22 protein-coding genes and 4 tRNA genes are annotated in these 26,550 nt (G+C 61.2%); 19 read left to right on the top strand and 7 right to left on the bottom strand.

Going from position 1 to position 26,550, the window contains the following annotated elements; genetic code table 11:
- Nucleotides 1-95 precede the first annotated feature (95 nt).
- Together FX984_RS09560 and FX984_RS09555 are read left to right on the top strand one after the other, a co-directional pair.
- Nucleotides 96-1,157: a M4 family metallopeptidase gene (locus FX984_RS09560; protein WP_146476667.1), complete on the top strand. Its 1,062-nt coding sequence runs from the start codon at nt 96-98 to the stop codon at nt 1,155-1,157.
- Between the two features lie 14 nt (nt 1,158-1,171).
- Nucleotides 1,172-1,477 (top strand): protealysin inhibitor emfourin, encoded by a 306-nt coding sequence (locus FX984_RS09555; protein WP_146476666.1) that lies wholly within the window; start codon nt 1,172-1,174, stop codon nt 1,475-1,477.
- 2 nt (nt 1,478-1,479) lie between these two features.
- On the opposite strand, the gene FX984_RS09550 is transcribed toward FX984_RS09555, so the two are convergent.
- The 3 genes from FX984_RS09550 to FX984_RS09540 form a co-directional block, all read right to left on the bottom strand.
- A complete protein-coding gene (locus FX984_RS09550) occupies nt 1,480-1,836 on the bottom strand; it encodes a response regulator (RefSeq protein ID WP_027604054.1) in 357 nt (118 codons plus the stop codon).
- Between the two features lie 23 nt (nt 1,837-1,859).
- Complete coding sequence (locus FX984_RS09545; protein WP_027604055.1) at nt 1,860-3,302, bottom strand: ATPase domain-containing protein; 1,443 nt, start codon at nt 3,300-3,302, stop codon at nt 1,860-1,862.
- A 73-nt stretch (nt 3,303-3,375) separates the two neighbouring features.
- A complete protein-coding gene (locus FX984_RS09540) occupies nt 3,376-4,767 on the bottom strand; it encodes an aldehyde dehydrogenase family protein (protein WP_146476665.1) in 1,392 nt (463 codons plus the stop codon).
- Between the two features lie 103 nt (nt 4,768-4,870).
- Between FX984_RS09540 and ptrR the strand changes: the two genes are divergently transcribed.
- Entirely contained in the window at nt 4,871-5,743 is an 873-nt protein-coding gene (gene ptrR / locus FX984_RS09535) for a putrescine utilization regulator PtrR (RefSeq protein WP_098479026.1), read from the top strand.
- On the opposite strand, the gene FX984_RS09530 is transcribed toward ptrR, so the two are convergent.
- On the bottom strand, nt 5,740-5,949 hold the full coding sequence (locus FX984_RS09530; protein WP_016970937.1) for a hypothetical protein: 210 nt from the start codon (nt 5,947-5,949) through the stop codon (nt 5,740-5,742). The genes ptrR and FX984_RS09530 overlap by 4 nt on opposite strands.
- A 101-nt stretch (nt 5,950-6,050) precedes the next feature.
- Nucleotides 6,051-7,247, bottom strand: a complete 1,197-nt coding sequence (locus FX984_RS09525) for an amino acid aminotransferase (protein ID WP_027604058.1) — start codon at nt 7,245-7,247, stop codon at nt 6,051-6,053.
- A 342-nt stretch (nt 7,248-7,589) separates the two neighbouring features.
- Between FX984_RS09525 and uvrB the strand changes: the two genes are divergently transcribed.
- From uvrB to FX984_RS09460, 13 genes are all read left to right on the top strand, one after another.
- The gene (gene uvrB, locus FX984_RS09520) at nt 7,590-9,605 is read left to right on the top strand and encodes an excinuclease ABC subunit UvrB (RefSeq protein WP_027604059.1); all 2,016 of its coding nucleotides are present in this window, start codon (nt 7,590-7,592) and stop codon (nt 9,603-9,605) included.
- A 200-nt stretch (nt 9,606-9,805) separates the two neighbouring features.
- Nucleotides 9,806-11,287 (top strand): glutamate--tRNA ligase, encoded by a 1,482-nt coding sequence (gltX, locus tag FX984_RS09515; RefSeq protein WP_005789780.1) that lies wholly within the window; start codon nt 9,806-9,808, stop codon nt 11,285-11,287.
- A 147-nt stretch (nt 11,288-11,434) separates the two neighbouring features.
- A tRNA-Ala gene (locus tag FX984_RS09510) sits at nt 11,435-11,510 on the top strand.
- 78 nt (nt 11,511-11,588) lie between these two features.
- A tRNA-Glu gene (locus tag FX984_RS09505) sits at nt 11,589-11,664 on the top strand.
- A gap of 50 nt (nt 11,665-11,714) precedes the next feature.
- Nucleotides 11,715-11,790 (top strand) — tRNA-Ala (locus tag FX984_RS09500).
- Between the two features lie 78 nt (nt 11,791-11,868).
- A tRNA-Glu gene (locus FX984_RS09495) sits at nt 11,869-11,944 on the top strand.
- 182 nt (nt 11,945-12,126) lie between these two features.
- The gene (locus FX984_RS09490; RefSeq protein ID WP_027604060.1) at nt 12,127-12,666 is read left to right on the top strand and encodes a TetR/AcrR family transcriptional regulator; all 540 of its coding nucleotides are present in this window, start codon (nt 12,127-12,129) and stop codon (nt 12,664-12,666) included.
- Between the two features lie 14 nt (nt 12,667-12,680).
- Nucleotides 12,681-13,514, top strand: coding sequence for an alpha/beta hydrolase (locus tag FX984_RS09485; protein WP_027604061.1), 834 nt, complete (start codon nt 12,681-12,683; stop codon nt 13,512-13,514).
- Between the two features lie 39 nt (nt 13,515-13,553).
- Nucleotides 13,554-13,988 (top strand): acyl-CoA thioesterase, encoded by a 435-nt coding sequence (locus FX984_RS09480; RefSeq protein ID WP_027604062.1) that lies wholly within the window; start codon nt 13,554-13,556, stop codon nt 13,986-13,988.
- A gap of 55 nt (nt 13,989-14,043) precedes the next feature.
- Nucleotides 14,044-15,003, top strand: a complete 960-nt coding sequence (locus FX984_RS09475; RefSeq protein ID WP_027604063.1) for a tRNA dihydrouridine synthase — start codon at nt 14,044-14,046, stop codon at nt 15,001-15,003.
- A 487-nt stretch (nt 15,004-15,490) separates the two neighbouring features.
- Nucleotides 15,491-16,786, top strand: coding sequence for a hypothetical protein (locus tag FX984_RS09470; RefSeq protein WP_146476664.1), 1,296 nt, complete (start codon nt 15,491-15,493; stop codon nt 16,784-16,786).
- A 97-nt stretch (nt 16,787-16,883) separates the two neighbouring features.
- Nucleotides 16,884-17,840 (top strand): hypothetical protein, encoded by a 957-nt coding sequence (locus tag FX984_RS09465; protein WP_043293333.1) that lies wholly within the window; start codon nt 16,884-16,886, stop codon nt 17,838-17,840.
- 70 nt (nt 17,841-17,910) lie between these two features.
- Nucleotides 17,911-19,167 (top strand): hypothetical protein, encoded by a 1,257-nt coding sequence (locus FX984_RS09460; RefSeq protein WP_092354917.1) that lies wholly within the window; start codon nt 17,911-17,913, stop codon nt 19,165-19,167.
- A gap of 3 nt (nt 19,168-19,170) precedes the next feature.
- On the opposite strand, the gene FX984_RS09455 is transcribed toward FX984_RS09460, so the two are convergent.
- Both FX984_RS09455 and FX984_RS09450 read right to left on the bottom strand, forming a co-directional pair.
- A complete protein-coding gene (locus tag FX984_RS09455; RefSeq protein WP_146476662.1) occupies nt 19,171-22,449 on the bottom strand; it encodes an EAL domain-containing protein in 3,279 nt (1,092 codons plus the stop codon).
- Nucleotides 22,450-22,515: 66 nt separating this feature from the next.
- A complete protein-coding gene (locus FX984_RS09450) occupies nt 22,516-23,406 on the bottom strand; it encodes a LysR family transcriptional regulator (protein WP_027604067.1) in 891 nt (296 codons plus the stop codon).
- A gap of 140 nt (nt 23,407-23,546) precedes the next feature.
- On the opposite strand from FX984_RS09450, the gene leuC reads away from it, so the two are divergent.
- From leuC to FX984_RS09435, 3 genes are all read left to right on the top strand, one after another.
- Nucleotides 23,547-24,965: a 3-isopropylmalate dehydratase large subunit gene (gene leuC / locus FX984_RS09445; RefSeq protein WP_027604068.1), complete on the top strand. Its 1,419-nt coding sequence runs from the start codon at nt 23,547-23,549 to the stop codon at nt 24,963-24,965.
- Nucleotides 24,966-24,975: 10 nt separating this feature from the next.
- Nucleotides 24,976-25,620 carry a 3-isopropylmalate dehydratase small subunit gene (gene leuD / locus FX984_RS09440; RefSeq protein WP_027604069.1) on the top strand — a complete coding sequence of 215 codons (645 nt, stop codon included), beginning with the start codon at nt 24,976-24,978 and terminating at the stop codon, nt 25,618-25,620.
- A 129-nt stretch (nt 25,621-25,749) separates the two neighbouring features.
- Nucleotides 25,750-26,514, top strand: a complete 765-nt coding sequence (locus FX984_RS09435) for a class I SAM-dependent methyltransferase (RefSeq protein WP_092354911.1) — start codon at nt 25,750-25,752, stop codon at nt 26,512-26,514.
- Nucleotides 26,515-26,550 lie beyond the last annotated feature (36 nt).

The following is a 26,550-nucleotide window of genomic DNA, read 5'->3' as shown; positions in this document are numbered from 1 at the left end:
ATAGATTGATGACAATTGATGACACGGGTTAACCCTGGGGGGCTATCCTCAAACGGTTACCGGAGCTACACCATATGCCAACAGGGAGCCAGCTAATGTGTGATCGCCACCACCGCAACCCGATTTTCTGCCTGATCCCACCGTATATGCTCGACCAGATCGCGCGTCACGGTGATAAGGCCCAGCGCGACATCGCGCTGCGCACCCGCGCCAAGGACAGCACGTTCCGTTCGCTGCGCATGGTCGCAGTGCCCGCCAAGGGGCCGGCCCACATGGCCCTGGTCATGGGCGCCGGCAAACGGCGCTCGATCTACAGCGCCGAAGGCACCGACAGCCTGCCGGGCAAGCTGGTCCGCGGTGAAGGCCAGCCCGCCAGTGGCGACGCCGCCGTGGACGAAGCCTATGACGGCTTGGGTGCCACGTTCGATTTTTTCGAAGAGGTGTTCGACCGCAACTCCATCGACGATGCCGGCATAGCGCTGGATGCCACCGTGCACTTTGGCCAGAACTATAACAATGCGTTCTGGAACTCGACCCAGATGGTGTTTGGCGACGGCGATGGGCAGTTGTTCAACCGCTTCACGGTGGCCCTCGATGTGATTGGCCATGAATTGGCCCACGGCGTCACCGAGGACGAGGCCAAGTTGATGTATTTCAATCAGTCCGGCGCGCTGAACGAGTCACTCTCGGACGTGTTCGGCTCACTGATCAAGCAGTATGCGTTGAAGCAAACCGCCGAAGACGCCGATTGGCTGATCGGCAAAGGGTTGTTCACCAAGAAGATCAAAGGCGTGGCCCTGCGTTCGATGAAGGCCCCCGGCACCGCGTTCGATGACAAGCTGCTGGGCAAGGACCCCCAACCAGGGCATATGGATGATTTTGTCCAGACCTACGAGGACAATGGTGGGGTGCATATCAATTCCGGCATTCCCAACCATGCGTTCTATCAGGTGGCGACCCGGATTGGCGGGTTTGCCTGGGAGCGCGCAGGACGTATCTGGTATGACGCGCTGCGCGATGCGCGGTTGCGGCCGAACTCGGGGTTTTTACGTTTTGCGCGTATAACCTACGATATCGCCGGTCGTCTCTACGGCGCGAACAAGGATGAGCACAAGGCGGTCAAGGAGGGCTGGAAAGCGGTTGGCATTAACGTCTGACGTGAGGAACAGCCATGCAAATTTCGATCAAGGAAAGCGGCGGGCCGGCGTTTTTTCCGGGTTTGACCAAGCCTCGTACGGTGGAGTTGAACACGTTGCCCGAGCCGGACCAGCAAGAGTTGCGGCAACTGATCGAGGCTTCAAACTTCTTTCAGTTGCCGCAGAGCACCACGCCAGAGCCCGGAAATCCGGGCCAGGTGCACTACACCCTGACCGTGAAGGAAGGCCAGCAGGAACATACGGTGTGCGTGCTCGCGCCGGTGAAGTCGCAGGCGCTGGATGGGCTGGTGCAGTGTGTGCGCCGGCATATCCGCAGTTGAGGTCACCCCAGCAGTTCCTTCACCTTGGTAATGAGCTTGTTGATGTCGAACGGCTTGTCCAGCACCGCATCGAACAGGTCCGAGCGCTGCATGCCGATATGGGCCTGCGCGCCGCTGATCAGGATAATCGGCAGGTGCTTGACGGCCGGCAGCGCGCGCACCGCTTCGGCGAACTCCTCACCGTCCATCACCGGCATCATGAAATCGGTGATGATCAGCGACGGCCGTTCTCGCTCCAGCACCTCCAGCGCCTTTTTCCCATTGCCAGCTGTGACGACCATGAACCCCTCATCTTCCAGTGCGTAGGCAAGGATATCGGCGATCAAGTACTCGTCATCGACGACCAGGATAGTGGCCATGTCAATTCAACCTACCCAAAGACTTAAAAAGCTGAACCAGGCAGCGCTGAATTGGATGCAACTGAGGGGGCATTTGTTGAAACCTTTCTTAAGTCAACGGCTTGGTCACGGATCACCACCTCCAATAATGAGGGGTCATAAAAGCTGTCTCTGACCTTAAGAATGGAAAGCGTCCTTCTAAGTTCAGACTGAATCTCGAAGAAACGCATAAGCATGAGGTTGTCGGCAATGCTCGACAGTTCAGACGCGGGGGAAGTGACCTCCGCGCCGAACAGATCATGCATCTCCCACGTGGCGAAGACCGTGACGCCCCTGGCGCGCAGTTCGTTCATCAGTGCGCTGTAGAAATCGGTGATACGTGCCGGGTTGTTGGAGACGCGGGTCATGCCGCTCAAGCTGTCGATGAACAGGCGCTTGATGCCCTTTTCCTCGACCAGGCGCAGCAATCGCGCCCCCAGCCCGTCCAGCAGGCCTTCGGTGGTGGGCTGCCAGGCGATGGTCAGTGCGCCGCTGTCTTCCATCTTCTGGATATCGATGCCCAGGGATTGGCCTTTGAGCCGCAGGCGCTGAGGGCTTTCGTAGAAGCCGAAGTGCAGGCCGGGGGCGTCTACCGTCGATTCCGAGAGGAACTTGAGGCCCAGGGTGGTCTTGCCGATGCCCGACGGCCCCATGACCAGGGTCACGCTGGAACTGTGCAGCCCGCCGCCGAGGATGCCGTCCAACGAGTCGATACCGCTGGCGATGCGCGTCAGGTCGGCGCTGTCGGGCGCGGACGGCCGGCCATAGAGGCTTTCCAGGCGCGGGTACACCACCAGGCCGTCGTCGTTGATTTCACACTCGTGCAGGCCGGTGAGCGCGCCGCTGCCGCGGGTCTTGCGTAACTGGATACGGCGCACGGAACGGGTGCCGAACAGTTCCTCGCCCATTTCGATCACGCCATCGACCATGGTGTGCTCGGGGCTGCCGTCATCCAGGCGTGAGCTGGTGAGGAACAACACCGTGCAACCGGCGAAGGCGGCATGCCCTTGCAGTTCGGAAATGAATTTTTTCGTGTCGATCGGCGAGTCGGCCTTGGAACGCGCGTTCAACAAGCCGTCCACCACCATGACGGTGGCCCTCTGCCTGCTGATCTCACGCCTGAGCAGCTTGACCACTTCGTCGAGGCCTTCGTTTTCCAGGGTGTCGAAGGCGCTGACAAACTGGATTTCGGCGCCGACACGGGAGGCGTCAAAAAAGCTCAGGGTAGAGAGGAACTGGAAAAGGCGGTCGTGGGATTCCGCCAACAGCGTGGCAACCAGGACTCGGCCGCCATTACGCGCGTGATGAAACCCCAGCTGGTTGGCAAGGATGGTTTTACCTGAGCCGGGGCGGCCCTGAATGATGTAGGACGCCCCAGACACCAGCCCTCCCTTGAGCAGAGCGTCCAGCCCTTCGATTCCGCTTTGAAGGCGATTTAGCTTTTCCACAGTGCGATCCTGACCCTAAAAACATGCTGTTAAGCCGAGTGGACAGAATGCTAACGCCATTTGTTCACTGCTGCTACTTGCGATCCAGCCATACGGTCTGCGCATTGCAGAATTCGCGCAGGCCAAAATGCGACAACTCGCGCCCGAACCCGCTCTTCTTCACGCCGCCAAACGCCACCCGAGGGTCGGACACGCTGAACGCATTGATGAAGATCCCGCCGGTGTCCAGCTGGTTGGCGATGTCGCGGGCCTTGGCCGGGTCGGTGGTGAAGAGGCTGGCGGTGAGGCCGAACTCGCTGTCATTGGCCAGGGCCACGGCGTGGTCGGCATCGCGGGCGGTGATGATCGAGGCCACGGGGCCAAACAGTTCCTGCTTGAACGAAGTCATCTGGTCGGTGACGTCGGCCAGTACGGTCGGCTCATAGTAGTTGGCGGCACCGGCGACTTTGTGGCCGCCCAGCAGCAGGGTGGCGCCTTCTTCCAGGGTGGCCTGGACCTGGCCGTGCAGCTCGTCGCGCAGGTCGAAGCGCGCCATCGGGCCGACGTAGGTGCTGGCCGAGGTCGGGTCGCCCATCACCAGCGCGCGGCTGGCTTCGACGAACTTGGCGGTGAAGGCGTCCACCACGCCGGCTTCGATGATCAGGCGCTTGGCGGCGGCGCAGACCTGGCCGCTGTTCTGGAAGCGGCCGATCACGGCGGCCTGCACGGCGGCGTCGAGGTCGGCGTCGTTAAGCACGATGAACGGGTCGGAGCCGCCCAGTTCCAGCACGCATTTCTTCAGCGCGGCGCCGGCCTGGGAGCCGATGGCCATGCCGGCGCGTACGCTGCCGGTGAGGGTGACGGCGGCGATGCGCGGGTCGGCGATGGCGGTGGAGACGCCGTCCTGGGTCACGTTGATCACTTCGAACAGGCCTTCGGCGAAACCGGCTTTCTGCAACGCCGCTTTCATCAGGTAGGCGCTGCCCATCACGTTCGGCGCGTGTTTGAGCACGTAGGTATTGCCGGCGAGCAGGGTCGGCACGGCGCCGCGCAGCACTTGCCATACCGGGAAGTTCCACGGCATCACGGCGAGGATCGGGCCCAGCGGGCGGTATTCGATCCGGGCGCTGCCGTTGTCCACCAGGGTGGGTTCCGGGGCCAACATGGCCGGGCCGTGGGCGGCATACCACTCGCTGAGCTGGGCGCATTTTTCGATTTCGGCGCGGGCCTGGGTGATGGGCTTGCCCATTTCCAGGGTGATCATCTGCGCCATTTCTTCGGCTTGATCGCGCAGTGCGCCGGCCAGGGCCAGCAGCAGTTCGGCGCGCTGGCTGACTGGCTCGCGGCGCCAGGTGCGGAAGGCTGCGGTGGCGCGGTCGAGGGCTGCGTCCAGTTGCGCGGCGTTTTCGTAGGGATAGCTGCCGACGGTTTCGCCGGTGGCGGGGTTGATCGACAGGGCGTGGGTCTGGTGGGAAATAGCGTTCATGGCACCGTCCGGCTGAAAGAGTGGAATGGGTTCAGCCTACGGGGATGCATGTTTTCTGGAAACTGAATAATATTAAGCAATACATTCACGATTGGAGAATGACTTGGACCTGGTGCAGCTGGAAATCTTCAAGGCCGTTGCCGAGCAAGGCAGCATCAGCGCCGCCGCACAGTTGATTCATCGGGTGCCGTCGAACCTGACCACGCGCATCAAGCAACTGGAGCAGGATTTGGGCGTGGAGTTGTTTATCCGCGAGAAGAGTCGCCTGCGCCTGTCGCCCGCCGGATGGAATTTCCTCGGTTATGCGCGGCGTATTCTCGACCTGGTGCAGGAAGCCCGCGCGACGGTGGCGGGGGAGGAGCCCCAGGGCGCATTTGCCCTCGGCTCCCTGGAAAGCACGGCGGCGGTGCGCATCCCGGCGCTGCTCGCGGCCTACAACCAGAAGCACACCAAGGTTGAATTGGACCTGAGCACCGGGCCTTCAGGCACGATGATCGAGGGCGTATTGTCGGGACGGCTGGCGGCGGCGTTCGTCGATGGGCCGGTATTGCATGCCACCCTGGAAGGCGTGGCGGTGTTCGAGGAGGAGATGGTGGTGATTGCGCCGCTGCACCACGCGCCGATCACGCGAGGGCAGGATGTGAACGGGGAGAGCATCTACACCTTTCGCTCCAACTGTTCCTACCGGCACCATTTCGAGCGCTGGTTCGCACAGGACGGCGCGGTGCCGGGGAGGATCTTCGAGATGGAGTCCTACCACGGCATGCTCGCCTGTGTCAGCGCCGGGGCCGGCCTGGCGCTGATGCCACGCAGCATGCTGGAAAGCATGCCGGGGTTTACCACGGTGAGCGTGTGGCCGCTGACGGACAGTTTTCGCACCCTGCATACCTGGCTGATCTGGCGCCGTGGCACCGTGTCGCAGAGTTTGAACAGTTTTGTGAAGTTGCTGGAGGAGCAGGGTGTGGCGTCGGCCTAGCCGCCGAACTGGAAGGTGCCCATGGCCAGCTTGGCCATGATTGCCGTCGCGCCCAATTGCACCAGCCACAACGCCAAACCGCCCAGGAACACCCCGAGCGCCACCTGCAACACCAGGCTTTTCTGGCGCTTGGCTTGGGGCGCGCGCGGGGTGTAGTCGTGCAATTCGTCGCGGTCGGCGCGCAGGTCCAGGTCGTCGTTTCTCATAGGGCTCTCACAGCAAAGGGGCAATCAGGGTTCAGTCTAGTGGGTTCGCCAATAAAAAGGGGGAAGCCATCGGCTTCCCCCTTCGTATGACGCCGTCAGGCTTATAGAACCTGAACAATCGCCTTTGTTACCGCAGCAATGTTCGACTGGTTCAACGCCGCCACGCAGATACGCCCGGTATCCAGCGCGTAGATACCAAACTCGCTGCGCAGGCGGGTGACTTGCTCAACGGTCAGGCCGGAGTAGGAGAACATCCCGCGTTGGCGACCGACGAAGCTGAAGTCGTGGCCCGGCGCAGCCTTGGCCAGCTCGGCAACCATCTGCTCACGCATGCCACGGATGCGCAGGCGCATCTCGGCCAGTTCGGCTTCCCACTGGGCGCGCAGCTCAGGGTTGTTGAGCACCGCGGCAACAATCGCTGCGCCATGGGTTGGCGGGTTGGAGTAGTTGGTGCGGATCACGCGCTTGACCTGGGACAGGATGCGCGCGCTTTCTTCCTTGGAGTCGCCGACGATGGACAGCGCGCCCACACGCTCGCCGTACAGGGAGAACGACTTGGAGAACGAGCTGGAGACAAAGAAGGTCAGGCCCGATTCGGCAAACAGGCGCACGGCAGCGGCGTCTTCGTGGATGCCGTCGCCAAAGCCCTGGTAGGCCATGTCGAGGAACGGTACCAGGTTCCGGGCCTTGACCACGTCCAGCACGTTCTGCCAGTCGGCCGGGCTCAGGTCGACGCCGGTCGGGTTATGGCAGCAGGCGTGCAGCACCACGATGGACTGGGGCGGCAGGGCGTTGAGGTCTTCGAGCAGGCCGGCACGGTTCACGTCGTGGGTGGCGGCGTCGTAGTAGCGGTAGTTCTGCACCGGGAAGCCGGCGGTTTCGAACAGGGCGCGGTGGTTTTCCCAGCTCGGGTCGCTGATCGCAACGACAGCGCCTGGCAGCAATTGCTTGAGGAAGTCTGCACCCAGCTTCAGGGCGCCGGTGCCGCCTACCGCTTGCACGGTGGTGACGCGGCCAGCGTTCAGCAGTGGCGATTCAGCGCCGAACAGCAGGGTCTGCACGGCCTTGTCGTAGGCCGCGATGCCGTCGATCGGCAAGTAGCCACGGGCGGCGTGTTGCGCCACGCGAATGGCTTCCGCTTCGGCAACGGCACGCAAGAGTGGAATCTTCCCCTCCTCGTTGCAGTAAACGCCCACGCCAAGGTTGACCTTGGTGGTTCGTGTATCGGCGTTGAATGCTTCGTTGAGGCCCAGGATTGGATCGCGTGGTGCCATTTCGACAGCGGAGAACAGGCTCATTTTGCGGCAGCTCTATGGGGGAAGGGAGGGACGTGTCGCGCTCCAGCCGAATGCACTAGAGCGGTGCACAAACGGGGAGCTAGTATAGAGGCCATCACCGCTGAGGGCGACAACCGAAACGGCTTTTCGGCCAAGTTTTTCGGTTTATTTGCCGACCGTTAGTCTTATTGCAACATTGATCAACCACGGCAGACGGGACGATTGCCTTGAAACCCGTCACATTCGCCACCACTTCTACAGCTATCATGGTTTTTTCCTACGACCCGCTCTGAAACTTCGCGGGTTGTGGTCTTTTTCGTCCCCGACGGGTTTACAGTCTGGGGTGACTTCAAGAGGTACGTTATGTCGGATTTCCAACTAGTCACCCGCTTTGAACCTGCCGGCGACCAGCCCGAGGCCATTCGCCAGATGGTCGAAGGCATCGAGGCCGGCCTGGCGCACCAGACGCTGCTCGGAGTGACCGGTTCGGGCAAGACCTTCAGCATCGCCAACGTGATTGCGCAGATCAACCGCCCCACGCTGGTGTTGGCTCCGAACAAGACCCTGGCCGCGCAGTTGTACGGCGAGTTCAAGGCGTTCTTCCCGAACAACGCGGTGGAATACTTCGTTTCCTACTACGACTACTACCAGCCCGAAGCGTATGTACCGTCCTCCGATACCTTTATCGAGAAGGATGCGTCGATCAACGACCATATCGAGCAGATGCGGCTGTCGGCGACCAAGGCGCTGCTGGAGCGCAAGGACGCGATCATCGTCACCACGGTGTCGTGCATCTATGGCCTGGGCAGCCCGGAAACCTATTTGAAGATGGTGCTGCACGTCGACCGCGGCGACAAACTCGACCAGCGCGAGCTGCTGCGCCGCCTGACCAGCCTGCAGTACACCCGCAACGACATGGATTTTGCCCGCGCCACCTTCCGCGTGCGTGGCGATGTGATCGACATCTACCCGGCCGAATCCGACCTGGAGGCGATTCGCATCGAGCTGTTTGACGATGAAGTCGAGAGCCTGTCGGCCTTCGACCCGTTGACCGGCGAGGTGATCCGCAAGCTGCCGCGCTTCACCTTCTATCCGAAAAGCCACTACGTGACCCCGCGCGAAACCCTGATGGGCGCCATCGAGGGCATCAAGGTCGAGCTGGCCGAGCGCCTGGAGTACCTGCGCGCCAACAACAAGCTGGTGGAAGCCCAGCGTTTGGAGCAACGCACGCGCTTTGACCTGGAGATGATCCTCGAGCTGGGCTACTGCAACGGCATCGAAAACTACTCGCGCTACCTCTCGGGCCGTGAGTCCGGCGCGCCGCCGCCGACCCTCTACGACTACCTGCCCGACGACGCACTGCTGGTGATCGACGAATCCCACGTCAGCGTGCCGCAAGTGGGCGCCATGTATAAGGGCGACCGTTCGCGCAAGGAAACCCTGGTGGAGTACGGCTTCCGTCTGCCGTCGGCACTGGATAACCGGCCGATGCGCTTTGACGAGTGGGAAGCCATCAGCCCGCAGACCATCTTTGTGTCGGCCACGCCGGGCAACTACGAGGCCGAGCATGCCGGCCGTGTGATCGAGCAACTGGTGCGTCCCACCGGCCTGGTCGACCCGGAGATCGAAATCCGCCCGGCGCTGACCCAGGTCGACGACTTGCTCTCGGAAATCACCAAGCGCGTGGCGCTGGAGGAGCGTGTGCTGGTCACCACGCTGACCAAGCGCATGTCCGAAGACTTGACCGACTACCTCGCCGACCACGGTGTGCGCGTGCGCTACCTGCACTCGGACATCGATACCGTGGAGCGCGTGGAAATCATCCGCGACCTGCGCCTGGGCACCTTTGATGTGCTGGTGGGCATCAACCTGCTGCGCGAAGGCCTGGACATGCCGGAAGTGTCGCTGGTGGCGATCCTCGATGCAGACAAGGAGGGCTTCCTGCGCTCCGAACGCTCGCTGATCCAGACCATCGGTCGCGCGGCGCGTAACCTCAATGGCCGGGCGATTCTCTACGCGGACCGCATCACCGGCTCCATGGAGCGGGCGATTGGCGAGACGCAACGCCGTCGCGACAAGCAAATAGCCTTCAACCTGGAAAACGGCATTACGCCCAAGGGCGTGTTCAAGGACGTTGCCGACATCATGGAAGGCGCCACCGTGCCGGGCTCTCGCAGCAAGAAGCGCAAGGGCATGGCCAAGGCCGCCGAGGAAAGCGCCAAGTACGAAAACGAACTGCGCTCGCCGAGTGAGATCACCAAGCGGATTCGCCAGTTGGAAGAGAAAATGTACCAGTTGGCGCGCGACCTGGAGTTCGAGGCGGCGGCGCAGACGCGCGATGAGATTGGCAAGTTGCGCGAGCGGTTGCTGGCTGTCTGATCTGCGGTGGCTGGGCTGGCCTCATCGGGGGCAAGCCCCCTCCCACACTTTGACTCGTGAACACCGTCAAATGTGGGAGGGGCGGTGCGACGATTCGACTTGCCCCCGATGGCTGCGCCTCGGTTTTCCAGAAATCACCCAGGCTGTTACCATTCGCCCCTTGTTTCAATTTCAGTTATATCGCCCATTCGAGACCTGCCATGACCACCGTCCGCACGCGCATCGCGCCATCGCCTACTGGGGATCCCCACGTCGGCACTGCCTACATCGCCTTGTTCAACTACTGCTTTGCCAAGCAGCACGGCGGTGAATTCATCCTGCGGATCGAAGACACCGACCAACTGCGCTCCACCCGCGAGTCGGAACAGCAGATTTTCGATGCCCTGCGCTGGTTGGGCATTACCTGGGCCGAAGGCCCGGACGTCGGCGGCCCGCACGGTCCGTATCGCCAGAGCGAGCGCAGCGACATCTACAAGCAGTACACCCAGCAATTGGTGGACATGGGTCATGCGTTCCCATGTTTCTGCACCGCTGAAGAACTCGACCAGATGCGCGCCGAGCAACAGGCCCGTGGCGAAACCCCGCGCTACGATGGCCGCGCATTGCTGCTGTCGAAAGAGGAAGTGGCTGCCCGCCTGGCCGCCGGTGAACCTCACGTTATCCGCATGAAGGTGCCGAGCGAAGGCGTGTGCGTGGTGCCGGACATGCTGCGCGGTGACGTCGAGATCCCGTGGGACCGCATGGACATGCAGGTGTTGATGAAGACCGACGGCCTGCCGACGTACTTCCTGGCCAACGTGGTCGACGACCACCTGATGGGCATCACCCACGTACTGCGCGGTGAAGAATGGCTGCCATCGGCGCCGAAGCTGATCCTGCTTTACGAATACTTCGGCTGGGAACAGCCGCAGTTGTGCTACATGCCGCTGCTGCGTAACCCGGACAAGAGCAAGCTGTCCAAGCGCAAGAACCCGACCTCGGTGACGTTTTACGAGCGCATGGGCTTCATGCCCGAAGCGATGCTCAACTACCTGGGGCGCATGGGCTGGTCGATGCCGGACGAGCGCGAGAAGTTCTCCCTGCAGGAAATGGTCGATAACTTCGACCTGTCCCGCGTGTCCCTGGGCGGGCCGATCTTCGATATCGAGAAACTCTCGTGGCTCAATGGCCAGTGGCTGCGTGATCTGCCGGTGGAAGAATTCGCCAGCCGCGTGCAGCAATGGGCGCTGAACCCTGAATACATGATGAAGATCGCGCCGCTGGTGCAGGGCAGGGTGGAGACGTTCAGCCAGGTCGCACCGTTGGCCAGCTTCTTCTTTGCCGGTGGCGTTAACCCGGATGCCAAGTTGTTCGAATCGAAGAAACTCTCTGGTGACCAGGTTCGCCAGTTGATGCAACTGATCCTGTGGAAGCTGGAAAGCCTGCGCCAGTGGGAGAAGGACGCGATCACTGCGACGATCCAGGCGGTGGTGGAATCCCTGGAGTTGAAATTGCGCGATGCCATGCCGCTGATGTTTGCCGCGATCACCGGGCAGGCCAGTTCGGTGTCGGTGCTGGATGCGATGGAAATTCTCGGCCCGGACCTGACCCGTTTCCGCCTGCGCCAAGCCCTTGATTTGCTTGGTGGTGTATCGAAGAAAGAAAACAAAGAGTGGGAAAAGCTGTTGGGCGCTATCGCTTAAGCAGTCCGTTGCAGCGACGAAACCCAGGTTTTCCGGGGTTTCGTCGGTAAGTGATTGTTATCCCGGCAAAAAATTTTGGAAAATGTTGAAAATAAATTTGACACCTTTCCAAACCGCCATTAAGATTCGCCCCGTCCTCACCGATGAGGGGCTATAGCTCAGCTGGGAGAGCGCTTGCATGGCATGCAAGAGGTCAACGGTTCGATCCCGTTTAGCTCCACCAATTTACAGGTTCAAGGTCTGGCCACACCGTCCTTGAATCGATCAGCTCTCAGCGCTGGTCAGCTGTACAGAAGGTTTTGTCCCCTTCGTCTAGTGGCCTAGGACACCGCCCTTTCACGGCGGTAACAGGGGTTCGAGTCCCCTAGGGGACGCCAGTTTCAACAAGCAGTTCGAAAGGTCTGCTGCGCCGCGAGGCGAAAAATCCGGGGCTATAGCTCAGCTGGGAGAGCGCTTGCATGGCATGCAAGAGGTCAACGGTTCGATCCCGTTTAGCTCCACCAATTTACAGGTTCAAGGTTTTGGCCACTCCATCCTTGAATCGACCAGTCTCAGCCTGGTCAGTTGTATAGAAGGTTTGTGTCCCCTTCGTCTAGTGGCCTAGGACACCGCCCTTTCACGGCGGTAACAGGGGTTCGAGTCCCCTAGGGGACGCCACGATTACCCGCTCTGCGGGATTTTTAAGGGTCATTCAATTATTGAATGGCCCTTTTGTTTGTCTGGCGTTTGGCCAATTCTCTCTCCCCATTCCCTTTGCTCTGCTGACCAGTGGTCATGCTTGTCGCTTGCTAAATATTATTATGGTAATAATATTCAACCCATGAAAGTCGGAGGCAACGATGAGCGATAAAAAAGCGCAAACCCGCGAACGTATTCTGCAAGCCGCCAGCGCTGCATTGACCCAGCGTGGTCCGGCCGAGCCTAGCGTGGGCGAAGTCATGGGCGCGGCGGGGCTGACCGTCGGTGGTTTCTACGCGCACTTCGAAAGCAAGGACGCCTTGATGCTGGAGGCGTTCACCCAGTTGTTGGCGCGGCGGCGTGCATCTATCGACGATATGGACGCACAGCTGACGGGAGAAGAGCGCAGGGGCCTGGTGGCGGCGTTTTATCTGTCACGCAAGCACCGCGATTCTACAGTCCAGGCATGCCCGATCCCGGCCACCGTGGGCGAGATGGCGCGGCTGCCGGACGCCTTCCGCGAGGCGCTGAGCGAGCATGTGGAACTGATGGCGGCCCAGCTTGCCGCGAGTCCCGAAGACACTGACAAAGCCTTGGCTGATATGGCGTTGATGATCGGCGGGCTGGCCTTGGCGCGTGCCCTGGGGCCGGGCGAGTTGTCGGACCGAGTGTTACGCGCGGCCAAGTCGGCTGTGCGCTAGAAGAGGGTGCGAGGATGGGCGCGTTAACCTGGATTCGTCGCTTCAACGGCACCGTTGGACACCTGGCACCGCAAACCGTGGCCAACAAGATGCGGCGTGCCTTCATGACGCCACGCGACCTGCCGCCACGTGACTGGGAGCTGCCGCTGCTGGCGCAATCGGAGCGCATCACCTTGCGTTTCGGCCTGTCGGCCCTGCGCTGGGGCCAAGGCCCTGCGGTGTTGTTGATGCACGGCTGGGAAGGCCGGCCAACCCAGTTCGCCAGCTTGATCACCGCGTTGGTAGGCAACGGTTACTCGGTGATTGCCCTGGACGGTCCGGCCCATGGTCGTTCGCCGGGACGGGAAGCTCACGTGCTGCTGTTCGCCCGAGCCATGCTGGAGGCGGCTGCCGAACTGCCGCCGCTGCACGCCGTGATCGGCCATTCCATGGGCGGCGCCAGTGCGATGCTGGCAGTGCAGTTGGGGCTGCGTACCGAGGCGTTGGTGAGCATCGCCGCACCGTCGCGCTTCCTGGATGTGCTGCGCGGCTTTACCACCATGGTCGGTCTGCCGGCGCGGGCACGCTCGGCGTTTATCCAGGAGGTGGAGTTGACGTTCGGCATGCCGCTCAAGCACCTGGATGTGGCCCACTACCAGATGAATATCCCCGGCCTGATCGTGCACGCCGAAGACGATACCTTTGTTCCGGTCAAGGCGTCTCAAGCCATCCACGAAGCCTGGTTCGACAGCCGCCTGCTGCGCCTGGAGCAAGGCGGGCACCAGAAAGTGCTGGCCGATCCCCGGGTGATCGAGGGCGTGCTGGCGCTGTTGGCCGGCTGTCGTCTACAGGACCGGCAAACCGCCTGATACACTGCTCCCGCCGACATCAATCGACTGGAGCAAGGCATGGGCTGGGATTTGGCAACGCCGTTTATCATCGATCTGCAGGTCGCCCCTGAAGACATCGACGGCCTGGGGCACGCCAATAATGCGGTGTACGTGTCCTGGCTGGAGCGCTGCGCCTGGCGCCATTCCCAGCGCCTGGGGCTGGACCTCACCGAGTACCGCCGCCTGGACCGTGCCATGGCCGTGGTGCGCCATGAAATCGATTACCTCGCGGCAGGCTACGAAGGCGATGAGCTGCAGCTGGCCACCTGGATCGTCGATTGGGACCAGCGCCTGAAGATGACTCGTCGTTTCCAGCTGGTACGCCCGCGTGACGGTGCGACCTTGCTGCGGGCTCACACCACCTTTGTCTGCATCGAATTGTCCAGCGGCAGGCCCAAGCGCATGCCGGCCGAATTTCTCGACGGTTATGGTCCCGCCCTGACAGGGGGTTAACGGTTGCCGCGGGAAACCCAGTAAACTGCGCCACGATTTTTGTTGAGTGTTTTCCATGCAAATTGCTTTGGCGCCCATGGAGGGGTTGGTCGACAACATCCTGCGGGACGTGTTGACCCGCGTGGGCGGTATCGACTGGTGCGTGACCGAGTTCATTCGCGTCAACGACCGCCTGCTCACCCCGGCGTATTTCCACAAGCTCGCCCCGGAACTGCTGCATGGTGCCCACACCGCAGCCGGTGTGCCGTTGCGCGTGCAATTGCTCGGTTCCGACCCGGTATGCCTGGCGGAAAACGCCGCCCTGGCCTGCGAGCTGGGTTCCGAGGTGATCGATCTGAACTTCGGCTGCCCGGCCAAGACCGTCAATAAGTCCCGCGGCGGTGCGGTGCTGCTCAAGGAGCCGGAGCTGCTCAACCAGATCGTCGAACACGTGCGCCGTGCCGTGCCGGCCCATATCCCGGTGACCGCCAAGATGCGCCTGGGCTTCGACAGCCCGGATGGCGCGCTGGTGTGTGCCACGGCCCTGGCCGAAGGCGGTGCGGCGCATATCGTGGTGCATGCGCGTACCAAGACCGATGGCTACAAGCCGCCCGCCCACTGGGAATGGATTCCGCGTGTGCAGGAGGTGGTCAAGGTGCCGGTGTTCGCCAACGGCGATATCTGGAGCGTCGAAGACTGGCGGCGCTGTCGGGAGATCAGTGGTGTTGAAGACATCATGCTCGGTCGCGGCCTGGTGGCGCGTCCGGACCTGGCCCTGCAAATCGCCGCCGCGCGTGCAGGCGAAGACGTCGTGGAAATGACCTGGGCGCAAATGCAACCCATGCTCCAGGACTTCTGGACCCAGTCGGTCGCACAGTTGACCGAGCGCCAGGCCCCTGGCCGGTTGAAGCAGTGGCTGGCAATGCTGACGCGCAACTACCCCGAAGCTGTCGCGCTGTTTACCGCCTTGCGCCGCGAGACCGAACTGGAGCAGGTCAGCCGGTTGTTGGGGATGGATACTCCGGTCGCCGCCTGACCTTTCACCGCGCTGTGTCGAACGCCTGATATGTTTCACAGAAGGCTCCTTGTCGAAAGACAAGGAGCCTTCTGCGTTTAAAAGTCTTTGGATAAGGACTGAATCATTCTGCACGTTCTGGTGACTGTTCCTGCGACGCTTTGATGATTGCGGGTGAATGTTCTGTGCGTGTGAATTATCACAGTTCAACTATTAGTGGTGTGTTCAGTTATGTCTCTTAATTGCATGTCCAGCACTTTATGAGTGGGTATGTCTGTTAGTACGGCGCCGGTGCGCGATGAATCAAGGTTTTCTTGGAATGACCATGGGGTAAAGTCTGAAAGTTCACGTTGGTTTCCTTATGTGAGGCGCGATTTCTGGAACTCGATAGTCTCACGCTCCACGAAGTAGGGACTGTAAGGCAGCGCTGTTGTTTTCCAGTACATATAAATCCTGTCGCCACTCCTGGCGTGTAACCGCCGGGCGGCGCCCACTAAGGAGCGTATTCATGTCCATCTCGATTAATGGTTCACCCTCTGTAAAGGTTGAGACCCCACGTCATCATTTGCTGCCATCGACACCTGTTAAAAACAATGAGCCGCTGAGTTCTTCCAAGGCGGATCCAATATGGATTTCGCCTGCGCTTCGGCCTGATATTGCCCGAGCGCCTCACGGTGAAATGATGATCAACGCCGGAACATTTTCAAAATTGTTCGACATGCTTGAGCAAGTCTTCAAAACCATGCGTGAGATGGTGTCGGGGAGAAACATGACCCCCGCCCTGGCCACACATTCCGATAAAACACCCAAGCACACGCCGGATATGACGACCCTGCTGAAAGTGAAGGCAGACCCAGCTCAGTTGACGGCGGTCAAGTCGGATACGACGACCCTGCTGAAAGGGAAGGCAGATCCAGCTCAGTTGACGGCGGTCACGTCGGATACGACGACCCAGTTGAAAGCAAAGGCAGATCCAGGCAAGTTGCCGCAGGCCGCGCCGGCCATGATGACTCAGCTGAAAGCAAAGGCAGAGCCCGCTCAGTTGACGGCGGTCACGTCGGATGCGACGACCCAGCTGAAAGCAAAGGCGGAACCAGCCACGTTGCCGGGGACCACCCCGGACCTGGCGACCCAATTGAAAGTGAAGGTGGAACCAGGCACAACGCCCAGGGCTACATCGGATACGACGAACCAGCTGACAGTGAAAGTCGACAAAGGGACGCTTCAGTCGGTCCCTGTGCCCCATGTCAACGTGAGCAACGACTCGAATGCGCAGGTCAAGGTAGAGCTCAATATCGGCAATTGCCACTGTCCTGATACCCATGTGGAGCGCGACGGAGGAGGGGTCAATCCTCTTTCGGTGCCCACCCCCGGGGTGACTCCACAACCCGATGCCAAGGTGCCGCCCATCAGGCCTGAGGTACGGCTTAATGCTCACCCGTTGCACAGGCTCGACGTGACTCCACGGCACGACACCAAGTTGCCGGACACCAAGTTGTCGGACACCAAGTTGTCGGACGCAAAGTTGTCGGACTCCAAGGCTCCTGACGCCAAGGTGACACCACCCTCCAAAGCCAAGTCTTCAGGCATCCATCCTGGCGCGCTGCACCGGCTTGAATCGACGCCCCTGCCCGGAACTACACCGCGACCTGACACAAAGACCGTGACCTCGACCGATAACAGGCAGAAGGATATTCCAGATCAGTCAAAGCCCGAAGCGGACGTCACCAGTCCTGGCCCTGCTGAAAATGAGACTGACTTCAAGGGGTGGGCCTTTATCAACCGTCGTCGGTTAGGAAACTGATTCCTGCCATTGCGTCGCAACTTCTTGGATAAATAAAACGGTGTTTCTCCGGGCGGCACAGCGCTTGGAGAAATACTCGGAAAGTGGAGTGAACACCATGTCGTATTGTTCGATTCATAATATTGCGCGCGTAGTGAATGTTCGTCAGGCGTATAACAGAAACTTGCCGGCGGCCGTCAACGAACCTGCACCTTCCTATCGGTTTAAATCTATCGAGTTTGGTACAGGCGCTGCATCTGCTACCGCAGGCGGGCCACGCGGTCAGGCGGCGATAGGCGCCGATCCAGATCCGGCTGCCAGCGTTATTGCGTTGTTCACTTCGTTTTTTACGCAGTTATTTAATCTTCTAACGAGTAAAACGGATAAGTTGGTTCCCGATAGTACGCCGCGCCCTCAGGTAAATCCGACCGTCGAGCCCGTCGTGCCGCCGGAGCCGCAACCCAAACAGTATGTGCCTATACCGAACCTGTCGGATAAACGTAATGGCGCAAAACCTGACAATATCTGGAGTGGGTTTCGTCAAGGCCCGGATGGTAACTGTGTCACGGTATCGGCCATCAAGGCAGCCATGTACAAGTTCGGCCAAAGTCCAACGGATATCTATAAAGAGGTGATCAAGACAAGTGATGGTTACCGGGTGACGATGCGCGATGATTTTGTACTTAACTTGACGGATCAAGAGTTAAAAATTGGCGCCGCGGCTTCGCGTTTTATCGGCCGCGATAAAGGCATGCTCAAGGACGCGCAATTCCTGTTCGCCGTCAGTGCCAAGCGTGCGCAGATGGAAAACAACGACGGCTGGGCGAGCCGCAGTTATCCCGCCGGCGTGAGAAGCTTGAACAATGGGGAGGATGAGTTTGGGCCAGGCGAGGGTTTCCTGCGTCTGGGCCTCAGGAAGCACATGAAGAGGGTGAGTGTGCGAGATCTCGCCAGGGGGCAGCTGGGCATGTGCAATCGAGCCTTCCATTCCGTGGCGGTGATCAATGGCCGCGAAGAGATGTATGGGCGCCAGGGTTCCGCGCCGACTCGTGGGGACGCCATCGCATTGGTGTGATGTGCGCGTGCAAGAGGTGCGGCCAGTGCCCTGGCTGTACGTTTTCGTCCAGCCTTGAGTGAGCAGTCCGATGAACACTTTGATTGAGGGGCATCGCACGGTCATTGCAAAACGGCTGCCTGAGCATGGTTCAAGTATGGTCCGCTCCGGGGCCGGGATGAGCCTTGATGGGCCTGTGAATGCATTCGCAGCCGCCGAGCGTCGATTCGGCGAAAATATGGACTGCAGTACTCACGTGGCGGTTATCAAACTGATGATGATGACCCTCGGCCCGCGTCCCTCCGATGTCTTCCATCAGGTAACCCAAGCAGGTGAAGGTTATGCCGTCACCATGAAGGATCAATACAGGGTGCATGTGTCCCAGGCAGAGCTTGAACAGGTCACCCGGGCGTCAAGGTTCACAGGGCAGGACCCTGATGCGCTGAAGCACGCCAACTTCATGTTGGCGGCCTTTGTAAAGCGCAAGCAGCAACTGGGCGGCTACGCGACGTTCGACGCCGCCCTGGCGAAGACCCTTGAGGGCGAGACAAGCAAGCGTTGCCTGGAGGGAATGGGCGTGTATGGGTTGTCGCGATGGGTTGCCGCCCGCGACATGGTCGGCAGGGATTTGGCCTGGGTCCGCCAGACCCATGACTTCGGAGCGGCGCTCGTGGTGGGCGGCGCCAATCACACGCACGGCGAAGGTTACGGTTATGTGCTGTTTGATGATCGTGAGACGCCACCGCAGCGTGACAGGGGCCTGGCTCAGGTATCGGAAAGTATCCGGCACGCCGATATCTGGAGCGGTTTTTATCAAGGTGTGGAGGGCAATTGCGTGACGGTGTCGGCGATCAAGGCGGCTATCACCCGTTTCCCCGAAGGCATCTACACGGCCATCTACAGAACGCCAGCCGGATGCGAAGTGACCATGCGCGATGGCTTCCGGTTGCGCTTGAGCCATGAGGAACTGAGGCAGGCTACCGCCGCGTCGAACTTCTATGGCAGCAACCCGGTATTGCTGGATTACGCCAACTTCCTCTATGCCTGCAGCGCCAAGCGGGCGCAGTTGGAGAACAACGATTTCCGTGCGGGGAGAAGCTTTACGGCGGCCCTGGAAACCCTCAACGATGGCGAATACCCCGGTGAGGCTCTCCAGCGCCTGGGCCTGTTCGGTTACATCCGTAACAGCACTGTCGAGGAGTTGGTCAACGGTGCAATCGGTACGATTGCAGACGGTTGGCATTCCGTGGTGGTCGTCAAAGGGATGCTGGACCTGTATGGGCAAAAGTACGCCTTGAACGAGTCGCCCTGGCGGCGCAAAACGCTTACTGCGTTGAAGCTGGTGTAAGGGCTAGACCAACAACCGCCGAAATCCTTCGATCGGCAGTGGCCGACTGTGCAAATACCCCTGGAACAAATGGCAGCCCAGCTTTTGCAGGAACGCCAATTGCTCCGGGGTTTCCACGCCTTCGGCAATCACCGTCAGGTTCAGGCTGCGGGCCATGGCCACGATGGCGCGGATGATTTCGGCGTCGTTGGGGTCATGGGTCGCGTCGCGTACGAAGGACTGGTCGATCTTCAGCGCATCCACCGGCAGGCGCTTGAGGTACGTCAGCGATGAGTAGCCGGTACCGAAGTCATCCATGGCAAAACTGACACCGAGCTTCTTCAGGCGGCGCATCTTCGCCACGGTGTCGTCCAGGTTCTGAATCACGATGCCTTCGGTGATTTCCAGTTTCAGCAGGTTGCAGGGCAGTTGATGCCGCTTGAGGCTTCGTTCCACCCGTTCGACAAAGTCGTTCTGGCGAAACTGCCGGGGGCTGATGTTCACGCACAGGCTGAAATTCAGCGGGTCCACCAAGCCTTCGACAATCAGCTGTGCAAAGGCGGCGCAGGCCTCGTCGAGGATCCAGGTACCCACTTCGAGGATCAGGCCGCTGTCCTCCAGGATCTTGATGAATTCGGACGGCGACTGCGCGCCCAGCTGCGGATGCTGCCAGCGCACCAGGGCCTCGGCGCCGACGATCCTGTTGCCGCGCGCATCCACCTGGGGTTGGTAATGCACGCTGAACTCGCCGCGTGACAGGGCCAGGCGCAGGTCGGTTTCCATGCGCAGGCGCTCGCTGGCGGCCTTTTGCATGCTGTTATGGAACATCTGCGTGGTGTTGCGCCCCGAATCCTTGGCCCGGTACAGGGCGATGTCGGCGCGCTTGAGCAGGTCCGCCGGGGTCGTGCCATGGTCGGGAATCAACGCCACGCCGATGCTTGGCGTGACCTGCAGGCGATGGCCATCGAGGAACATCGGCTCCGAAAGCAATTCGCGCAGCGTATCGGCCAGTTCCTGCACCTGGGTGCTGACTTGCGTGCGCGTGCCATCCAGGCCGCTGAGCAGTACCACGAACTCATCGCCGCCCAGGCGCGCCACCGTGTCCTCCATGCGCACGCTGGCTTCCAGGCGCGCGGTGACGATTTTCAGCACGGTGTCGCCCACCGGGTGGCCGAGGGAATCGTTGATGTGCTTGAAATGGTCGAGGTCGAGAAACAGCAGGGCGCCGCGCAGGTTATGGCGCTTGAGCAAGGCGATCTGTTGGCTCAGGCGATCCATCAGCAGCGCACGGTTGGGCAGGTTGGTCAGCGGGTCGTGATAGGCCAGGTGACGGATCTGCGCCTGGGCGTTTTTGAGCAGGCTCACGTCCCGCGCGGTCAGCAGCAGGCACGGGGTTTCATTGAGGGTGATCGGCTCGACCGAGACTTCTACCGCCAACACGTCGCCGCGTTTATTGTGCCAGAGCATTTCCAGGTGAGGGATGCGCCCCTTGATCTGCAATTCGGCCAACAAGGCGGAACGCTGGTTTTCATCGGCCCAGATGCCGATCTGGTACAGCGTCAGGCCGATGGCTTCTTCGGCGCGGTAGCCGGTGAGGCGGCAGAAGCCATCGTTGACCTCCACATAACGGCCGGTGTCGCGCTCGGTGATGGAGATGGCGTCGGGGCTGGAATGGAAGGCCTTGGCGAATTTCTCCTCGCTGGCCTTCAGCGCGGCCTCCGAGCGTTGTTGCTGGGTAATGTCGCGCAACGTGGTGACGATGCACGGCTGGTCGCCCACCTTGATCAGCCGGCTGGAAATCATGCAGGTCAGGGTTTGGCCGTTCTTGTGGTGCACCACGATGGCCACATTGCTCAACGCCTGGTCGCGAATCACCTGTTCGATACGCTGCAGGCGTTTGCTTGACTCGTCCCACAGGCCGATCTGCTCGGCGCTCTTGTCGATCACCTCGGCCGCCGTCCAACCAAACGTCTGGGTGAAGGCGGGGTTGATCTCGATGAACGCGCCACTGTCCAGGCAGGTCACGCAGATGGGATCGGGGCTGGCCTGGAACAGGCTGGCGAACTTTTCTTCGGAGGCGGTCAGGCGTTGTTCGCGTTCCACCTGGTCGGTGATGTCCAGCAGGGTGCCGGCCATGCGCTGCGGCGCCCCTTGCTCGTCGCGGTAGAGGCGGGCGCGGCTTTCCAGGTAGCGCGAGCTGCCGTCGTCCAGTGGTACGCGGTAAGTCAGTTGGTAATTGCCGGCCGGGCCTTCGCGCAGGGTGCGATAAGCGTTGCGCATGTTCTCGCGCTCTTGCCTGGGCATGCCCTCGAAAAACGCTTCGAAGGATTCATGGAAGGGCTCGGGCGGCAGGCCGTGCAGTTGAGCGGCGCGGGCCGAGCCATAGAGCATGCCGGTGGGGATGTGCCAGTCCCACGTGCCCAGTTGCGCCGAGTCCAGGGCCAGGTCCAGGCGCTCCTGGCTGTCCTTGAGGGCATTTTCGGCGTTTTTGCGCTCGGTGGTGTCGAGAAAGGTGCTGATCAAGTAGGCCTCGCCCTCCAGCTCGACCTTTTGCGCGCTGAGGGTGCCATCGTGGATCTGGCCGTTGCTGGCGCAGAACTGCACTTCCATGGTGATGGGTTCACCCTTGCGCTGGGTGGCCTGGACCAGCTGCGCGCGTTGTTCGGGGTGGCGCCACAGGCCCAGGTCCAGGGTGGTGCGGCCGATGGCATCGGCCACCGGCCAGCCGAAGTGCATCTCGAAGTACTGGTTGGCTTCGCTGATCAGGCCGTCGGACTGGCGGGTCAACAGCACCATGTTCGGGCACAGGTGAAACAGCGTGGCGAAGCGTTTTTCGGAATGGCTGAGGGCGTGCTCTCGCTCGCGCTGGCGAGTGGTCTCGCGGATCACGCCGATCATGCGGCGCCGACCGGCCTTGTCCGGTGCCAGGCTGCCGTTGATCTCCAACCAGTGATACGTGCCGTCCGGCCATTGGATGTGATGGTGCATGGCCTGCTCGAACGGCTCGCCGGCCAGCACCGCATGAAAGGCGCGCACCACCCGGGAGCGATCCGACGGCGCCAGCAGGTCGAGGTAATCCAGGTCCTTGGGCAGTGGTTGGCGCGGGTCGAAGCCGAACAGCGCCTGGGTGCCCCGTGACCAGCTGATACGGCCCGTGTCGATTTCCCAGCACCATGCGCCCAGCCGGGCCGCATTCAGGGCTGCCAGCAGTTGCGGGGCGCTGTCCCAGCTCTGCTCCGCCTGCTGGGGGTCCAGGGCGTAGATGCGGGGCAGGGGAGGTAGAGGGTCGACAGGGTTGCGCATTATCAAAGGGCCTTGGCTCGATGGGCAAACAGCGCGGTTTTATTCACAACCTGGGGCCGCACGGCGTCATACCGGTATCACTGGCAGATCCACCTGTGCATCCAACAGGCTCATGAACGCCCGCGCAGCGTTCGACAGTGTCCTTTCGGTGTGCACGATATAGCCTAGCTGGCGACTGAGTTGTATGCCCGGCAAAGCGATGCTCGCCACCTGATCATCGAGCATGGTGCGCGGCAAGACGCTCCAGGCCAGGCCGATGGAGACCATCATCTTGATGGTTTCCAGATAGTTGGTACTCATCGCGATGTTCGGCGTAAGGCCCTGGGCCTCGAACAGACGGCTGACAATATGGTGGGTAAAGGTATTACCGCCAGGGAAAACCGCCGGGTGGCCGGCAATATCGGCCAGGCTGACGTCGCGGTTGCCGGTGAGGCTGTGCTCCGGCGCCACCACGAAATCCAGCGGGTCGTCCCACACCGGGGTGGCGCTTACCAGGTGATGGGGGGCGGGCGCCAGGGTGATCACCGCCACTTCGGCGCGGCCGTGGAGGATTTCTTCGTAGGCCACTTCCGAATCGAGAAACTGAATATCCAGGGCCACGTTCGGGTATTCCCGGGTGAAGGTGCGCAGGATCGGTGGCAAACGATGCAGCCCGATATGGTGGCTGGTGGCCAAAGTGAGGCGGCCGCTGACTTCTCCCGTGAGGTTGGTGAGGGCGCGGCGGGTGTCGTCCAGCACGTTGAGAATCTGATAAGCGCGCGGCAGCAAGGCCCGGCCGGCTTCGGTCAAGCCGACTTCACGGCCCAGGCGATCGAACAGTCGCACCTTCAATTGCTGTTCCAGGCCGGCGATGCGCTTGCTGATGGCCGGCTGGGTCAGGTGCAGGCGTTCACCTGCGCCGGAGAAGCTGCCGGTCTCGGCGATGGCAATAAAGGCATTGAGGTTGGCCAGGTCCATGGTTGTATTCCAGTTGGTAATCCAAAGCATAAAAAATATGAATTTGAGTTATTTAATGTAGCGCCATACCATCAGCCTCACAAGCCAAAGGGTTATTGAAAAGCCCGGCGCATAGAAACACCGCTGATGAGGACCGACTGATGGCCGGCAAAACGCTTTACGACAAGCTTTGGGATTCCCATGAAGTGAAACGGCGCGACGATGGCTCGTCGCTGATCTATATCGACCGTCACATCATCCATGAAGTGACCTCGCCCCAAGCGTTCGAAGGCCTGCGGCTGGCCGGGCGCAAGCCCTGGCGCGTCGACTCGATCATCGCCACCCCGGACCACAACGTACCGACCACCCCGGAGCGCAAGGGCGGGATCGACGCCATTGTCGACACCGTGTCGCGCTTGCAGGTGCAGACCCTCGACGACTACTGCGACGAATATGGCATCACCGAATTCAAGATGAATGACGTGCGTCAAGGGATCGTCCACGTGATCGGTCCGGAGCAGGGCGCCACCTTGCCGGGCATGACCGTGGTCTGCGGCGACTCCCACACTTCCACCCACGGTGCGTTTGGCGCCCTGGCCCACGGCATCGGCACCTCGGAGGTGGAGCATGTGTTCGCCACCCAGTGCCTGGTCGCCAAGAAAATGAAGAACATGCTGGTGCGTGTCGAAGGCACCTTGCCGTTCGGTGTGACCGCCAAGGACATCGTGCTCGCCGTGATCGGCAAGATCGGCACCGCCGGCGGTAACGGCCATGCCATCGAGTTCGCCGGCAGCGCCATTCGCGACCTGTCCATCGAAGGCCGCATGACCATCTGCAACATGTCCATCGAAGCCGGTGCCCGCGTGGGCATGGTGGCGGCGGACGAGAAAACCGTTGAATACGTGAAGGGGCGCCCATTTGCACCGCAAGGCGCCGATTGGGACGCCGCGGTCGAAGCCTGGAAAGACCTGGTGTCCGACGCCGATGCGGTGTTCGACACCGTGGTTGAACTCGATGCTGCCCAGATCAAGCCGCAGGTCAGCTGGGGCACTTCGCCGGAAATGGTCCTGGCCGTCGACCAGAACGTGCCGGACCCGGCGCAGGAAGCCGACCTGGTCAAGCGCGGTTCCATCGAGCGCGCCTTGAAGTACATGGGCTTGAAGGCCAACCAGGCGATCACCGACATCCAGTTGGATCGCGTGTTTATCGGCTCCTGCACCAACTCGCGGATCGAAGACCTGCGCGCGGCGGCGGTGATCGCCAAGGGCCGCAAAGTCGCCTCGACCATCAAGCAGGCCATCGTGGTGCCAGGCTCGGGCCTGGTAAAAGCCCAGGCTGAGGCCGAAGGCCTGGACAAGATCTTCCTCGAAGCCGGTTTCGAGTGGCGTGAGCCGGGCTGCTCGATGTGCCTGGCGATGAACCCGGATCGCCTGGAGTCGGGCGAGCATTGCGCGTCCACCTCCAACCGTAACTTCGAAGGGCGTCAGGGCGCGGGTGGCCGTACCCACCTGGTCAGCCCGGCCATGGCCGCCGCCGCTGCCGTCAACGGTCGTTTCATCGACGTTCGCGAATTGATCTGAGGAAAACCCGATGAGAGCTTTTACCCAACACACCGGTTTGGTCGCGCCGTTGGACCGTGCCAACGTCGACACCGACCAGATCATCCCCAAGCAGTTCTTGAAGTCGATCAAACGCACCGGTTTCGGCCCCAACCTGTTCGACGAATGGCGCTACCTGGACGTGGGCTACGCCTACCAGGACAACTCCAAGCGCCCGCTGAACAAAGACTTCGTGCTCAACGCCGAGCGCTACCAGGGCGCCAGCGTGTTGCTGGCCCGGGAAAACTTCGGTTGCGGTTCCAGCCGCGAGCACGCGCCGTGGGCCCTGGAAGAATATGGCTTTCGCAGCATCATCGCGCCGAGTTATGCCGACATCTTCTTCAACAACAGCTTCAAGAACGGCCTGTTGCCGATCATCCTGACCGACGAAGAAGTCGACGAGCTGTTCAAGCAAGTGGAAGCCGATGTGGGCTACCAGTTGACCATCGACCTGGCTGCGCAAACCGTGACCCGTCCGGACGGCAAGGTGTACCACTTTGAGGTGGACGCCTTCCGCAAGCACTGCCTGATCAACGGCCTGGACGATATCGGCCTGACCTTGCAGGACGGCGATGCGATTGCCGCGTTCGAAGCCAGGCACCGGGCGAGCCAGCCCTGGTTGTTTCGTGACGCATAAATTGATGTAGGCAGGACCGGCCTCATCGGGGGCAAGCCCCCTCCACAGGGGGAACGCATTCCAAATGTGGGAGGGGGCTTGCCCCCGATAGGGCCGGTACCAGCAACACAACCCTTGAAGGATGCCACCATGACCAGCACCGCCCACACCCAAGTCGTGCAAAAACAATTCGGCGAACAGGCGTCTGCCTACCTGAGCAGTGCCGTGCACGCCCAAGGCACCGAATTCGCGCTGCTCCAGGCCGAACTGGCCGGGCAGGGCCATGCACGGCTGCTGGACCTGGGTTGCGGTGCCGGTCATGTGAGTTTCCATGTGGCGCCATTGGTCAAGGAAGTGGTGGCCTACGACCTGTCCCAGCAGATGCTCGATGTGGTGGCCGCCGCTGCGCAAGATCGCGGTCTCACCAATATCGGCACCGTAAACGGCGCCGCCGAGCGCCTGCCGTTCGCCGATGGCGAATTCGACTTCGTGTTCAGCCGTTATTCGGCGCACCATTGGAGCGACCTCGGCGTGGCGCTGCGCGAAGTGCGCCGCGTGCTCAAGCCGGGCGGCGTGGCGGCGTTTGTCGATGTCTTGTCACCGGGCAGCCCGTTGCTGGACACTTACCTGCAAACCGTCGAAGTGCTGCGCGACACCAGCCACGTGCGTGACTACTCCGCCGCCGAATGGATGCGTCAGCTCAGCGAAGCCGGTTTGCACGTACGCAACAGCAGTCGCCAGCGCCTGCGCCTGGAATACACCTCGTGGGTCGAACGCATGCGCACACCGCAGGTGCTGCGCGCTGCGATCCTGGAGCTGCAGCAGGCGATGGGCCAGGAAGTGCGCGATTACTACGAGATTCAGGCCGACGGCACTTTCAGCACCGACGTGCTGGTGGTCTGGGCCGAACGCTGATTAATTTTCCCGACCTGCCCACGGGCAGGTCGCTCG

It is taken from the genome of Pseudomonas marginalis (genome assembly GCF_008692035.1).
Classification (GTDB): Bacteria; Pseudomonadota; Gammaproteobacteria; order Pseudomonadales; family Pseudomonadaceae; genus Aquipseudomonas; species Aquipseudomonas marginalis.
This window is presented reverse-complemented; position numbering and strand designations above follow the sequence as displayed.

Coding starts and splice junctions, on each gene's coding strand:
- FX984_RS09560 (WP_146476667.1), top strand. CDS start 96: ATGTGTGATCGCCACCACCGCAACCCGATTTTCTGCCTGATCCCACCG.
- FX984_RS09555 (WP_146476666.1), top strand. CDS start 1,172: ATGCAAATTTCGATCAAGGAAAGCGGCGGGCCGGCGTTTTTTCCGGGT.
- FX984_RS09550 (WP_027604054.1), bottom strand. CDS start 1,836: ATGGCCACTATCCTGGTCGTCGATGACGAGTACTTGATCGCCGATATC.
- FX984_RS09540 (WP_146476665.1), bottom strand. CDS start 4,767: ATGAACGCTATTTCCCACCAGACCCACGCCCTGTCGATCAACCCCGCC.
- FX984_RS09530 (WP_016970937.1), bottom strand. CDS start 5,949: ATGAGAAACGACGACCTGGACCTGCGCGCCGACCGCGACGAATTGCAC.
- FX984_RS09525 (WP_027604058.1), bottom strand. CDS start 7,247: ATGAGCCTGTTCTCCGCTGTCGAAATGGCACCACGCGATCCAATCCTG.
- uvrB (WP_027604059.1), top strand. CDS start 7,590: ATGTCGGATTTCCAACTAGTCACCCGCTTTGAACCTGCCGGCGACCAG.
- gltX (WP_005789780.1), top strand. CDS start 9,806: ATGACCACCGTCCGCACGCGCATCGCGCCATCGCCTACTGGGGATCCC.
- FX984_RS09490 (WP_027604060.1), top strand. CDS start 12,127: ATGAGCGATAAAAAAGCGCAAACCCGCGAACGTATTCTGCAAGCCGCC.
- FX984_RS09485 (WP_027604061.1), top strand. CDS start 12,681: ATGGGCGCGTTAACCTGGATTCGTCGCTTCAACGGCACCGTTGGACAC.
- FX984_RS09480 (WP_027604062.1), top strand. CDS start 13,554: ATGGGCTGGGATTTGGCAACGCCGTTTATCATCGATCTGCAGGTCGCC.
- FX984_RS09475 (WP_027604063.1), top strand. CDS start 14,044: ATGCAAATTGCTTTGGCGCCCATGGAGGGGTTGGTCGACAACATCCTG.
- FX984_RS09470 (WP_146476664.1), top strand. CDS start 15,491: ATGTCCATCTCGATTAATGGTTCACCCTCTGTAAAGGTTGAGACCCCA.
- FX984_RS09465 (WP_043293333.1), top strand. CDS start 16,884: ATGTCGTATTGTTCGATTCATAATATTGCGCGCGTAGTGAATGTTCGT.
- FX984_RS09460 (WP_092354917.1), top strand. CDS start 17,911: ATGAACACTTTGATTGAGGGGCATCGCACGGTCATTGCAAAACGGCTG.
- FX984_RS09455 (WP_146476662.1), bottom strand. CDS start 22,449: ATGCGCAACCCTGTCGACCCTCTACCTCCCCTGCCCCGCATCTACGCC.
- FX984_RS09450 (WP_027604067.1), bottom strand. CDS start 23,406: ATGGACCTGGCCAACCTCAATGCCTTTATTGCCATCGCCGAGACCGGC.
- leuC (WP_027604068.1), top strand. CDS start 23,547: ATGGCCGGCAAAACGCTTTACGACAAGCTTTGGGATTCCCATGAAGTG.
- leuD (WP_027604069.1), top strand. CDS start 24,976: ATGAGAGCTTTTACCCAACACACCGGTTTGGTCGCGCCGTTGGACCGT.
- FX984_RS09435 (WP_092354911.1), top strand. CDS start 25,750: ATGACCAGCACCGCCCACACCCAAGTCGTGCAAAAACAATTCGGCGAA.